Annotated in this window: 8 protein-coding genes and 1 tRNA gene; 3 read left to right on the top strand and 6 right to left on the bottom strand. The window is 46.0% G+C overall.

Annotated elements, in window-relative coordinates:
- The first annotated feature begins 312 nt into the window (after positions 1-312).
- The gene (locus tag A3GA_RS11425; RefSeq protein WP_256595233.1) at positions 313-876 is read left to right on the top strand and encodes a site-specific integrase; all 564 of its coding nucleotides are present in this window, start codon (positions 313-315) and stop codon (positions 874-876) included.
- Between the two features lie 36 nt (positions 877-912).
- Here A3GA_RS11425 and A3GA_RS0106375 read toward each other — a convergent pair.
- The 4 genes from A3GA_RS0106375 to A3GA_RS0106360 form a co-directional block, all read right to left on the bottom strand.
- Positions 913-988, bottom strand: a tRNA-Lys gene (locus A3GA_RS0106375).
- Between the two features lie 143 nt (positions 989-1,131).
- On the bottom strand, positions 1,132-2,058 hold the full coding sequence (locus A3GA_RS11420) for a DMT family transporter (protein ID WP_018026563.1): 927 nt from the start codon (positions 2,056-2,058) through the stop codon (positions 1,132-1,134).
- A gap of 12 nt (positions 2,059-2,070) precedes the next feature.
- The gene (locus tag A3GA_RS0106365; RefSeq protein ID WP_018026562.1) at positions 2,071-4,308 is read right to left on the bottom strand and encodes a TIM-barrel domain-containing protein; all 2,238 of its coding nucleotides are present in this window, start codon (positions 4,306-4,308) and stop codon (positions 2,071-2,073) included.
- Between the two features lie 192 nt (positions 4,309-4,500).
- Positions 4,501-6,348: an FAD-dependent oxidoreductase gene (locus A3GA_RS0106360; protein ID WP_051052499.1), complete on the bottom strand. Its 1,848-nt coding sequence runs from the start codon at positions 6,346-6,348 to the stop codon at positions 4,501-4,503.
- A 163-nt stretch (positions 6,349-6,511) separates the two neighbouring features.
- Here A3GA_RS0106360 and A3GA_RS0106355 point away from each other — a divergent pair, with 163 nt between their 5' ends.
- Together A3GA_RS0106355 and mgtE are read left to right on the top strand one after the other, a co-directional pair.
- A complete protein-coding gene (locus tag A3GA_RS0106355; RefSeq protein ID WP_018026560.1) occupies positions 6,512-7,363 on the top strand; it encodes an inositol monophosphatase family protein in 852 nt (283 codons plus the stop codon).
- 99 nt (positions 7,364-7,462) lie between these two features.
- Positions 7,463-8,980 carry a magnesium transporter gene (gene mgtE, locus A3GA_RS0106350; protein WP_113063072.1) on the top strand — a complete coding sequence of 506 codons (1,518 nt, stop codon included), beginning with the start codon at positions 7,463-7,465 and terminating at the stop codon, positions 8,978-8,980.
- 72 nt (positions 8,981-9,052) lie between these two features.
- On the opposite strand, the gene A3GA_RS0106345 is transcribed toward mgtE, so the two are convergent.
- Positions 9,053-12,196: a type I restriction endonuclease subunit R gene (locus A3GA_RS0106345; protein WP_018026558.1), complete on the bottom strand. Its 3,144-nt coding sequence runs from the start codon at positions 12,194-12,196 to the stop codon at positions 9,053-9,055.
- Positions 12,197-12,218: 22 nt separating this feature from the next.
- Positions 12,219-13,406 carry a restriction endonuclease subunit S gene (locus tag A3GA_RS0106340; protein ID WP_018026557.1) on the bottom strand — a complete coding sequence of 396 codons (1,188 nt, stop codon included), beginning with the start codon at positions 13,404-13,406 and terminating at the stop codon, positions 12,219-12,221.
- Positions 13,407-13,420 lie beyond the last annotated feature (14 nt).

Raw genomic sequence — 13,420 nt, 5'->3', positions numbered from 1 at the left:
AAATTCAAACATAAGCGGGCAGGCTATTTTGGTCTCGTCAAGGTGCATGCGCAGTCGCTTTTGAAAGCGATTTGCATCAATTGTTTAAAAGCTGCCAATAAGCTTAGGATAGTTGCGCCTAATTTTGCCTAAAAGGCAGAATTAGGCAGATAAATGTCTAAAAAACAGGCATTTATCGATAAAAGCGGGGTGAAATTTGTCGAAAATTTCCAAAAAAAATCAAAAAATTTCCAAGTAGAACAGAAATCCGGTATTTAACTGCTTTTATGCAAAAGTCTCAGGGTGACAACTATCCTGACATAGAGAGGGTGGATAACTAGGGAACAGGCTCAACTGCTAATTCAGCAACTGAGTCAGCGCTGGATGAGAAATGCGGTAATTTTTGCTTTATCGACCGTCGCTCGTGCGAATGAAATATTATCGCTTGAGTGGTCACAGGTTGATTTAAACGAAAAGGTTGCCTGGTTAACTGCTGACAAGACTAAATCAGGAAAGGCTAGGCCCATTCCATTAAATGACGATGCTTGCGCTGTTTTAAAGTCGTGCCAAGGAGATGATCCCCGTTGGGTCTTTGTAAGAGATTCAACGGGTCAAAATCCCAAAACGATTAACTATAAGTCGTTCAATGCCGCCACAAAAGCAGTTGGGCTGGATGATTTTCATTTTCATGACTTAAGGCATACTTGGGCCTCTTGGCACGTCCAAGCCGGAACGCCTTTATTTGTCCTGAAGGAAATGGGCGGTTGTGAAACATTGGAAATGGTTAAAAAGTATGCTCACCTCAATGCTTCTCACCTGGCAGAATACTCATCTGTGCTCACCTTTTGGTCACCCCTTGATGATTTAAAGCCGCCAACCAAAGAAAAAGCCGCTTAAATAAGCGGCTAAGTCATTGATACTACTATAAATTTTTGGTGGGCTGGCCGGGACTCGAACCCGGGACCAACGGATTAAAAGTCCGCTGCTCTACCAACTGAGCTACCAGCCCCGAAAGATTTAAATTATGAATGATTATAGGACCTCTGTCAACACCTAAATCCATTTATTTTTAAAAAGTCGCTTTTTTGTTAAAAAACCACAACAAATCACTATGGCATCAACAGCATCATGCAAACACAGGCTAACCCCCCCCTACTTGCCCTCAATCATACCTTGCACGAGCTTTTTCACCCCTTGATTGTTACGCCATTCAACAATCGTCACCACAATTCCACTCGCGCAAACAATCAAAATACCAAGCCAAGCCCAAGCATCTGGAAAATCTCCCCAAATCAATAGACCCAGAACTGCAGCGGAAAGAATTTGTAAATAATTAAAAGGCGCAAGCAAAGAAGCCGGCGCATGCTGATAGGCCTTAATCTGCAGTAAATGACCAAAGGTACCGCAGAAACCTATATTAAGCAGTAACAGCCATTGCCAAGGTGCAAAGTCACTTAAAACCGCCACCCCCTCATGCCATTTAAAGGGTATTAAGATCAAGCCGCCTAGCAAACCAACCAGACCTGTCCATAATAGCGTTGTCATTGAGTGGTCAGCAGCAAGCTTGCGAGTACATAAAAACTGCACCGCAATGACACAAGCGCCGATTAAGGCATAAATCACGCCCACGGGATGCAAGCCAGCACTGGGACGTACAATCACCATGACCCCGACAAAGCCAACAAAGGCTGCCAACCAGCGATACCAGCGCGAGGGCTCAGCCAAAAACCATGGTGCAATACATAACACCAGTAAGGGCGCCAAAAAGAAAATCGCCGTTGTCTCTGCCTGTGGCAGATAAGACAAGGCCATAAAAATCGTTAAGATAGCAAATAAGGAGGTACTGCCGCGAATAATTTGCATCGCATAGTGATGACTACGAAAAACCCTTATCCCCATCTTGGACCACGTAAGCGCCAACACCAACACAACGTGCACGGCGTAGCGCACGAACATCACCACAAAAAGAGGTAAGCCTAGCTCCATTACCCACTTGCCGCTCGCCTCCTGTGTCGACAAGGCCCAAGTCGAAACGACCAGCAACACAATGGCGAGCAACGGCCGATAAGCTGAACTCATTGCAGTCCCCTGCTAACGCACTGGAGAAATTCGGACCTCGGCACCGCGACGTTTTACTTCCAGCTCATCCGTGTGCAGAATCTTTAAGCCCTCTAGCCCCTTAATGTAGCTAGAGCCCTGCATTTGCATCACGCGGATTTTATTACGCATAACCACTGGATTATGAATAGGCATACCAAATAACCAGATTTCATCCAGTAGACGCGCTGAGTTCATCTCGCCCAAATGCGCAATCGTCGGCCCCACAGCCAACATATGACCCTCGCGACCAAAGGCTGGAATCGTTTCTAAGCCGCAACTGTACTCTAAGGTCTGCCCACCCTCATAGCGCTCACCGGTGTTTAAATCCCACCAAGCTTCGCCAGCCGGTAAATACACCAGGGTGGTACCTGTATCATCAAGAATCGGCGCCACTAGCACCGCAGGACCAAATAAAAACTGATGGTCAAAAGCTGCGGCCGTGGTGTCCTTTGGAAAGGCTAAAGGCATGGAACTTTGCACCGGTTGACCACCACGCACACCCTCTTCGATAATACCCAAGACATAGGGAATTAAGCGATAGCGCAGACCAAGCCATTGCTTAGCCAGGCTTTGCGTTGCTTCATCATAGTAAATTGGTAATTGCTCCACCTCTGCGTGAAAAGCAAAGTTAGCACTAAAGGTTGACAGTGCCAAATAGCGCAAATAGAGCTCGGGCGACATTGCTTCATCACCAGCACGCCCAATTACGTGTGACACAAAGGGCACACTGCTATTTTGTGCACTAATTAAACTGCGATAAAGCTGATTTAAGCCCGCCCATGAATTTTCAAAAGGCGCCAATTCTAGATAGGGTCTACGCTGGGCGGCAATCGTCAGTTGATCATGCACTACCACACCCTCTGGCGGCGTGCTAGTGGCAGAAATACCATCGTATAGTGCTTGCTCCATCAAGGTAGGGAATAACGTACGGAGCAGCGCCCCCTCTTCATTATGACGACCGCAAGCCTCATCCGGCAGTGTGAAAACGGAGGTAGCCGTTTTTAAAGACTGCCCATGCTCTAATAATTGCTGATGCCTATCACGCCAGAAATGATAGGCGTCCTTATACGTGAGATCTAATAAACCATAATCCTGCTGGCCCGTATGCTTAGAGCCGCTGAAACGTAATGCATCACCCTCAGCGTCCATAATCATCCAGCCCCGATCCTGCAGTTCATCAAATAGATGTGTGCCCACTGGTATCGCTGGAAAAGTTGGTAGCACCGCATGCCAATGGTCCTCTTTGAGCGCATCAAAAAAGCCACGTGTATTATCACCCAAACGATCCGTATTCCAATCGAGATTTAACCTATCACTATCAATTCGCAGCATCGACGGCCAAGCATACTCCAAAGTGTTAAGAGAAATATCATGCTCACGCAACTGCTTTGCAAATAGCAAAAACGCCTCATCTGGCTGCCCATCCAACTGCTTTAAACCAACGCCCATGGCATCTAAGGGTGGCTGTCCAGCACGCCCCGTCAAGGTCGTGTATTGGTCAAAAATCGCCAATGGTTCACCAGCAAATAAAAACAAATCAAAGCATTGATTATCCGTACGCAACTGATAGCTCGTGGCATCATCTTTTGTGCCTACACTATGCACGGAACGATCCAAGCCATTAAGATATAGCCCCCAACCCGCTGTGCTCCAAGCGAGAGGTGAAAAATTGAAAACCGCCTGATCAGAGACAAACTCCTCTGAGCGTCGATTAAAACTCTGCTCTGTCATGCCTAGGCCATAGACAGCCTGCTCTGCCGGCAAATCCAACAGTAAGGCCCACGAACCATCAAACACAAAGGGCTCAGCATAATTGTGCGCGCTTTGAAGTAAAACCTCTGCCTCAGCAAAGGCTGCCACCGCTTCCTGCTCAGTGCTAAAGTCCTCATTAACAGCATCATCTAGCTGAGGTCTTTTTAGTAGTTGCAAAGAAAAAGGCTGCGTTTTCAATGACAAAGCATAATCACGCTGTGCAAAGAGCCAACCATCCTCCTGCGCAACTACTAGCAACTCGGCCACTTGATCATAAGGAACGACTGAGAGCTCAGCGCGGGTTTTAAGACGCTCGTTAGACTCAACTAGATTTAGGGCTTTTAAAGAACCACAACAAATTCTAAATACACCAGGGGCTTGTGCCACGATACGCAATACATAGTCTTTGTAATCCGTCGTAAATTCGGCAGTATGAGTTTCTTTTGTTGTTAGGGCTAATTTATCAAATTGAATCACGCAATTCTCTTTTATTGATTTAAGTAATTTGCGGACTTGGCGCTGCTAATTGTCCACTGATAGTCTTCTATTATGGCTTTTTTTTCCAAATTTTTAAACCGAATTTGATTTTTACCGCTAAATAGGATTAAAATAGCGCCCCATTTTTATATGACATTTAAAAAAACGATCATATAAAAAGCAGACTTCACACTACCTTAGGCCTATCGCTTTATACAGTTCTTTTTCGAGGGGTATCGGCTCACCGTCCAAGGCGGCACCGATCAGGTCACCAGCAAAGCAACTCCACGTTAAACCATGCGAACCATAGGCTACCGCCAGCCACAAGCCCTTGGCATAGTCCAATTCACAAATCACCGGCAGCCGCCCCTGCACCACCGCTCTACCACCCGACCACCCTGCTTCAGGTTGCGCTGACAGCTCAAGCTCACTTAGGTCTACAGGAATTTTTGCTTTAATCACTGCTTGTCCCTCATGACTTAAGCCCGGATCACGCAACCCATGCCTATAGGTACTGCCTAAAACACATAAACCATCGGCCGTCGCTGGTAAAAAATAGCCCTGACCACCCAAGCCTACGTGTGGCACCTGTTTTAAACGCGTGGCTGCCACATGCATCACCTCGCCCCCCATCCAGTGCAAAGTGGAGGCGATTTTTGGCATCGCTGCTTTTAATTCACCGCTCGCATTAGCACGCTGCAACAACTGACTTTTATCTAAAATCGCCAAACAATCAGCAGCATTAGCTAAAACCACCTGCTCAAACTCACCCAAGGCTTGCTCTGCTTCGTCATAAAGCGTCCACACACCCGCTGCGGCACACTTTTTTACAGAAACAACGCGTGCACTACACTGCCTTAAGTCAAAGCTTTTATAAATATGCCGCAGCAAGTTTTCAGGACTGATAATGCGCGCCTGCGGCCAAAAAACACCCTCTTCGGCCAAATCAAAACCCAACAAAGCCGATACTTCCGCCGGTGCTAAACGCCGCACCCATGCCTCGGGAAAGCCCAAACTCTCCACCGCCAAGCTAATATCCTTGCCATAGCCCTTATCCCGATTTATCTCCACATTACCGCGACGAGATAAAATCACCTCATCTGGAAAATCTCGCCAGTGATGTAAAGCTCGCAATAAAGCATTACGACTTAAACGAGATTTATGATTATCATCCACGGAAATAAAAGGCGTCATAGCCGCAGCGATATGATGTCGATGCTTAGCTGCATTCGACTCGGCAAAGCTCGGATCAAATACCGTCACCTCCCAACCGCGTTGCTGCATCACCATCGCAATACCGGCCCCCGCAATCCCGCCACCGACGATCGCCATGCACCGCTGCTGATTCAAAGTGGGCGGCTGCCCTTGCAAATGCGCTCGACGGCCTCTAGCCCCCACTAGCTGCATACCAGCTTTTCGAGCCGCCTCTTTAAAATCCTCCCGCGCAAGCAACTCAGGACGCATCACAAAAAAACAATCCGCTGCCGCATAGCGTAATACCCACGGCCATTGCCTTTGCTGCCCGCTCTCATCACGCACAAAAACATCAATGGAGCAAAGCCATTGTTGTTGCATAAAGGCCGGCTCACCTAGCCCTAGCGTCACGCTATAGCTACCATCCTCCGCATCCAAGCGATGCACGCCTGGCAAAGCTAAAGGCCAGCGTTGACGCAAGCAGGCAAATACGGCATCTAGTGCCTTGGAATGAAGACCGCTTTGTTGATAAAACTGCTCTAGCTGTTGCCAATCCGCTGCGGCTAAATACACATTATCACTGCATAAAACATGCCTTTTACAGTTGCTCGCTTGCGCCAACAGTAAGGGTAGTAATACGATAGCGCACTCCCCCTCTAGCATGATTTGCATCGCAGCCTGGTGCCGCAGCGCACCTTCAATCTCCGGCCATTGTGTATCAAGACGTAGCTGCCATTGGTGCAGCCAAGTCTCATCTACACGCACATTCTGCAGCTCGCTAGCGATGCTCAAGGCCGATTCTTGGACCGTCAGCCTCGCCGGAAATAAGTGAAATTCTTTACGCATAAAGGATTAGGATAAGGGATAAGGGAAATAATTTAAATCTTTAAAAAAGCCGTAATAGCCTTGTAGTATACTTATGGTTTGTTCTGCTAGCGGCGCAGCGTATCTGCACCAAAGTCTATTTAAAACAGTCAACGCCCTTTTGACAGGTTAGGGAAACATCGTCATGCAAGATTTTAAAGTGGATTTTTACCATGCGCTTGAAACAGCTACAAGCGCAGCTAAGGAAGCGGCTTCTATTCTGAACATTTATGCTCAGGATCATAGCAAATTATCAATTTCCTACAAATCCCGCAACGATCTAGTCTCCCAAGCCGATAAAGATGCCGAACAAGCAATATTACAAGTGGTGCGCGAGCGCACACCAGAAATTGCCATTGTGGCTGAAGAGAGCGGCACCTCAGCTAATCTAGATGAGTCCCAATATACTTGGTTTATCGACCCCTTAGATGGCACCACCAATTTTCTTCACGGGATACCGCATTATGCGGTTTCAATTGGTTTAGTGGCACGCGCTGGCACGGTGCTTATTCCTAATACACCGCCGCTTGAGGTTAACACACCCATTCTCGGTGTGGTTTATGACCCTAATCGTCAGGAGATGTTCAGTGCCATTTATCAGGATGGTTGCTTTTTAAATGGTCAGCGCATCTATACCTCCCAAGCCAAACACCTGGAAGATGCCCTCTTAGCGACCGGTGTGCCTTTTAGAGATTTTTCCTTTGAAACGCCTTACATGAGAGGCTTTAAGGAAGTAATGCACCATACCCGTGGCATTAGACGTTTGGGTTCAGCCGCCTTAGATTTGGCCTGGGTTGCCTGCGGGCGCTTTGATGGTTATTGGGAAATGGGATTGGCCCCTTACGATGTCTGTGCCGGCACCATCCTAGTACGTGAGGCGGGCGGTACGGTCAGTGATATTTATGAAAAAGAGCCTTGGCCCCAAAGCGGTAATATCATCGCTTCTACCAAATCGATTGAAGAGGACTTTGGCAATCTGATTAGACAGCAGCTCTAAGAACAATGCGCGCCCACACCACCGATATTTATAAAGGTTATTGTATTAATGACGAAGCATACAGACAACAATAAAAATACCTTAGAGCAAGTACCTGGCATGCCAACCGAGGAGCTTGAACACACTGCGAGCGATAATCACGATGCCCAAAGTGAGCCGGCTGAAGCAGTGATGATCAACGTGCCCAAGCAACTTGACAGCGAGCATCAGCAACAAATCATTGAACAAATTAAGGAGCTTTTAAAAAAGCAAGCCTTAGTTGAAAATGTTTTATCGCAACAAGAGGGCTCCTCCGATCGTGCGGAACTCGTACAAACGGTCTTAAAGCGTAAGCATGAGGCCGAATTAGGCGATTTGGTTAATCACCTTCACCCTGCCGATATTGCTTTTATTCTTGAATCCCTACCGTCTGAGGATCGTATCAAGATCTGGAATGCGGCTCATGCCGATCATGACGGGGATATTCTATTAGAGGTTGATGACTGGGTCCGTGAAGAATTGATTGCGGAAATGGACCAGGATGATATTCTGGCCGCAACCGAAGACTTAGATGCCGACGAGCTTGCCGACTTGATTCCTGACTTACCGCCGGAGGTGGTGGTAGAGCTTCAAAAAAGCATGAGCGATGAAGAGCGTGAGCAATTACGCTCTGCCCTTGGTTACCCTGAGGGTACCGTGGGTGCCATCATGGACTTTGAGGTTGTACGTGTGCGCGAGGATGTGACCTTAGAGGTTGTACTTCGTTATCTACGCATGCTGGGTGAATTACCCGAGCATACTGACCAACTATTTGTGGTCGATAGAAATAACAAGCTCAAAGGGGTTTTATCCTTAAGTAGCTTATTGGTCAATGACTCGGAAAAATCAGTCACCGAGGTGATGCAAACGGATTATCTCTCACTTAAAGCTGAAGCCAAAGACAGCAAGGCGGCCTCTGCTTTCGAACGCTATGACTTAGTCTCCGCCCCAGTGATTGATGAGGAGCAAACCCTCATTGGTCGGGTAACGATTACCGACATTGTTGACGTGATTCGAGAGGACTCGAATGAGCATGCCTTATCACAAGCCGGTCTTCAGGAAGAGGATATTTTCGTACCCATTCGCCGAGCCATTCCTAACCGTGCTCCCTGGCTTTTAATTAACCTGATCACCGCTTCTATTGCGTCGGTGGTTGCCTCTCGCTTTGAGGGCACGGTCAGTCAAATCGTGATTCTTGCCTTCCTAATGTCGATTGTGGCGGGGATAGGCGGTAACTCGGGCAACCAAACCATGACCATGGTGATTCGTGCACTGGCTGTAGGCCGCGTGAATCAGAAAAACGCTCGCACCCTGCTCCGTCGTGAGCTCTTCGTCACGTCCTGCGTGGGCTTAGGGGGTAGCTTAATTGCTGGTACCTTTGCCTGGATATTTTCCGGCTCCATCAAAATTGCCCTGGTGATGGCAGCCGCCATGGTACTCAATATGCAATTAGGGGCTACGTTAGGGGTACTGATTCCGATGATTCGTGATCGCTTTAATAAGGATCCTGCTTTGGGCTCATCGGTCCTACTCACCTTTGCGACCGACTCCTTAGGCTTCTTTATTTTCTTGGGCTTAGCGACTATTTTCTTAATGTAGTTGTTGGGTGCAAAGAGGGGTGAGCTGCTAGTAAATGGCGGACGTCGTGCATGGGCACCACGTCCTCACTACTTACAAATCCCCACCCGCACCGTGATAAGTCTCCACAAGTTGCTGCACCTTGGTGTGGATGCGTGTCTTAGTGGCTAAATACAGAGGGTTTAAGGGGCTCATGCGTGGCATGACCTGGTTTAACTCAGTGCCACTTTCTGAGGCGTAGCCACGCCTGAGGGAGTTGAGGATATAGCGCTTAGCTGCGGGCTCATTTAAGCCCTCCTCTTGAATCAGCTCTCTAACATCACGCTTTTGTTCGGCTTGGGCAAAATGATAAAAAGCCTCAATAATATCTTCTTTTTCTGTGAGCCCATTTAGATCCACTTGCTCAATAAAATGCACTAACAGTGTCTCTTTGGCGCGCACACTAAAGTTCGCACTAATCAAGCGGCGTGCTTCCTCAATCACCGCCTGCTTATCTTGATGCTGCTGATTATGTGCTAGCAGTAGACCGAGGATATAGTCTAGATCAATCTCTTGCGATTTTAATAAATCCACCTCAAAGACGACCTCATCCCAATCGACTTCGCCCTCCCCAGACAGCTCACCCTCTTTTTGTCTGGCAAACCACTGACGAATATCGTTATACGTCGAAAGATAATCCTGAACCTCACGCTCACTTGGCAAACTAACTGTCACCGACTGAATACGCGCAAAGCTCTCTTCGCTGAGAAAATGCTCCTCCCTAAATTGTGCGACCGCATCAGGATTATCGACATCAATGGTTTGCCAATCTTTAAGTGCAACGAACTCATCGTAATTGCGTAAGATATTCTCAATACGTAAATAGCTACCAAAGAGCTCAACAAAGCGCTTTTTTTCCTTTTCTAAAATGATATTCGTCGGTTCTGGAAACTGCGCCGTTAACTGCTTAATCACCTCGGCTAAGCCAGGACTGGAATCCCCTGTGAGCGGATCCTCAAAGCCAAACATATACTCATCAAAACTACGTTCAAGCACAATATTTTTGGCATTTTTATCACCAAATAACACCAAGGCATCAATGGTATTTTGCTCCAAGTCGCGGAAGGTGACGATATTACCAAAGGCCTTGGTGCTGTTGTAAATACGATTGGTACGTGAAAAGGCTTGAATAAGGCCATGGTAGCGTAAATTTTTATCAACAAATAGCGTATTTAAAGTAGGGGCATCAAAACCCGTCAGAAACATACCAACCACGATTAAGAGGTCGATATCACGCTCTCTGACCCGCTTAGCCACGTCCTTATAGTAATCCTCAAAGCTCCGTCCGTCGATGCTATAGTTAGTCTTGAATTGCGCATTATAGTCAGCAATCACATCACTTAAAAACTCTTTATCACTGCTTTGTAAGCGAGTGGTGTTAAAGCCCTCGTCAGGCAGTTGACCCACAGCTTCAAGGTCTTCATTTGCAGCATAGGAGTAGATGGTAGCCACTGTTAATGGGTTTTCAACGTCCTCTTGCTGGCGCTTAAACTCTTCATAATACAACCTAGCAGCGTCCACACTCGCTACGGCAAACATGGCGTTAAACCCCTGCTGTCCTAGCTTTTGGCGAGCTGTTTTATGACGGTAATTAGCGAGAATATATTCGGTAATTTCCTTAATGCGTAAAGGGTGCAAAAAGGCGGCATTACTCTCATGGGCACTTAGCTTTTGCTCATCTTGCTCCCTCTCAATCGCCTTGAATTGCGGCCTCACATCGTTATAGTCAATATTAAATCGCAACACCTTCTGATCATTAATCGCATCGGTGATGACATAGGTATGTAAGCATTCACCAAATACTTTCGCCGTGGTGTTGTGATTATCCAAGGCATTACCGCGACGGATTAAGGCACCCTGTTCATCACGCTGATCGCCAAAGATCGGTGTACCTGTAAAACCAAACTGATAGAACTTTTTAAATTTGCGCTTAATATTACGCTGCGCCTCACCGAACTGATTACGATGACACTCATCAAAGATAAAGACTACCTGTTGCTCATAGATCGCTAATTTCTCGTCATCCTTAAGCAGATTATTCAGCTTTTGAATGGTGGTTACGATGATTTTATCGTTAAGTTTCTGAATATTTTTCTTTAGTTGTGCGGTATTACGCGAGCCATCCACACTATCAGGCGCAAAGCTTTGATACTCCTTCATCGTCTGGTAATCGAGGTCTTTACGATCCACCACAAAGAAGACCTTATCAATAAAGTCTAACTGTGTGGCTAAGCGTGCGGCCTTAAAACTGGTTAATGTTTTACCTGAGCCAGTGGTATGCCAAATGTAGCCACCACTCTCAGGCTTAGACCAGTTCTTGGCATGATAGGCACTTTGAATTTTCCATAAAATACGTTCGGTTGCCGCAATCTGATATGGGCGCATCACTAATAGCGTCTGTGTGCTATCAAAAACAGCGTAGCGTAGCAACACATTAAGTAAGGTGTTTTTCTGAAAAAAGCTTGCGGTAAAATGCTGTAGATCTTTAATCGCCTGATTATTGGCAAGCGCCCACTCAATAGTAAAGTCGTAACTATTTTTATTGCGCTTCGTGGTGTTTGCAAAATAGCGAGTATAGGTGCCATTACTGATCACAAAAAGCTGCAAATATTTATAGAGTGAGTTCTCACTATTGAAGCTCTCCAGGCTATAGCGATTCACCTGATTAAAGGCCTGCTGAATTGCTACGCCACGACGCTTTAGCTCAATTTGTACCATCGGCAAACCATTGACAAGAATCGTCACATCGTAGCGATTTAGGCGCGTTCCTTGTTGCTCAAACTGCTTAATAACTTGCAGCTTGTTGCGGGAAATATTATCTTTATCAAAGAGATAAATATTGGCTCGACGCCCATCATCAAAACTAAAGTCATGGATATGGTCATGATGCACCTTTGCGGACTTCTCAAGATGCCCCTCACTCGGTTTATCCAAATACTCCGTGACAAAGCGTTGCCATTCATTATCGTTAAAAGTGAGCTGATTCAAGCTTTGTAACTGTAGGCGCACATTAGCCAACATATCTTCATACGTTTTGATATTAGCCAAGTACTCATAACCTTGTTGTTGTAAGTCTTTGATCAGCTGACTTTCTAATTGCGCTTCAGACTGATAGCTACCATCGATGCTGTAGGATCGCTGAAGCTTACTTAGGATAATAAAATTATTCGATTCTGCAATGGCCTGATGACTTGTCATTAACTTTCCTCAAGGTGTGGCACTAGGCCTCTTCTAGTTTATTGAAGCTTAAAAGGATATTACGATAATATTCGTATTGCTTTTGACGTAATTCAATTTCACGGGGCAAGCCCTCTGTGATTGAGGTCGTCAGGGTATCGAATTTATCGAGAATGGAGACGATACGTTCTTGTTCCCCGAGGGGTGGGACTGGGATTTCGAACTCTAAGATTTTCCTCCGATCTCCACGTGGCATTTTTGCACCTTTGGCATATTGCATGTTGTAGTCAAAAAACTTATCGGACGATAAAGCATGATAGATATAACGACTATTAACCGACTTATCTGTTAGCTGAATCACTACAACATCACCACTAGCACCCCCTTCTCTATCCGCATGCCAAATCTTTTTCAGATAGGGTCGTATATTTCCTAGCAAAATATCACCACTCTTGTATTTAGTGAGATTACCAGTCGTCGGCAAATAATTGGAATTCACTTTGCCTTTTTTATTTTGAAGAAGATTATCTACGCCCACAAAAGTTGACTCATCTAGCTCTTCGAAACTTATACGTTTTCCAGAAAGAGCAGCAATATCGCCAAGTTTTTTTAGCTCATATGAGCCTATAGCTTCACTCGCAGAGTTTATAAGATGATCTCGATAATACTCATACTGCTTCTCACGTGCTGTAAGCTCCGCTGTAAGCTCCGCTGTAAGCTCCGCTGTAAGCTCCGTAAAATTGTCCAGAATCTGGACAATTTTTGTCTGGATTTTCAACGACCTTGCAGGATCGTCTGGGCATGGGATTGGGATTGTTTTTTTCGCAAAACAATTAATCCATTGACGTTTATGCTCGCCTTCTACTAGACCACTCGGTAAGACATTTAGCCAGTAATAAATATACTTTGTCAAAACCAAAGACTCATCAGCTGACGATATTATTTTCATCGCTGATGACTTCACTTTGAAATCAAAGTCCACCCATTTGTTAGCCGTAGTGAAATCATCAAAGATAATCACTGGCTTAACAGATGCTTCGTAAATCCCTTCAACCTCATTCGTATAACCCAGAATAAAAGTTTGCCCAGCAGTAAGCACAGGTGTCTTATAAGCGTCGTTATAATCTGTTGACTCAACACGAAACCTTGTCGGTTGCTCATAGCTAGTTATATCACCCAAAGGCACCCACTCAACCTCAGCACCATCCAACAACTTTTCTAAAAAATTCATTTCCCTTATCTTTT

The sequence above is a fragment of the Oligella urethralis DSM 7531 genome (genome assembly GCF_000372065.1).
Taxonomy (GTDB): Bacteria; Pseudomonadota; Gammaproteobacteria; order Burkholderiales; family Burkholderiaceae_B; genus Oligella; species Oligella urethralis.
This window is presented reverse-complemented; position numbering and strand designations above follow the sequence as displayed.

What these genes read in the sequence shown, in the direction of transcription:
- A3GA_RS11420 (WP_018026563.1), bottom strand. Translation starts at nt 2,058, where the DNA reads ATGAGTTCAGCTTATCGGCCGTTGCTCGCCATTGTGTTGCTGGTCGTT.
- A3GA_RS0106360 (WP_051052499.1), bottom strand. Translation starts at nt 6,348, where the DNA reads ATGCGTAAAGAATTTCACTTATTTCCGGCGAGGCTGACGGTCCAAGAA.
- A3GA_RS0106355 (WP_018026560.1), top strand. Translation starts at nt 6,512, where the DNA reads ATGCAAGATTTTAAAGTGGATTTTTACCATGCGCTTGAAACAGCTACA.
- mgtE (WP_113063072.1), top strand. Translation starts at nt 7,463, where the DNA reads ATGCCAACCGAGGAGCTTGAACACACTGCGAGCGATAATCACGATGCC.
- A3GA_RS0106345 (WP_018026558.1), bottom strand. Translation starts at nt 12,196, where the DNA reads ATGACAAGTCATCAGGCCATTGCAGAATCGAATAATTTTATTATCCTA.
- A3GA_RS0106340 (WP_018026557.1), bottom strand. Translation starts at nt 13,406, where the DNA reads ATGAATTTTTTAGAAAAGTTGTTGGATGGTGCTGAGGTTGAGTGGGTG.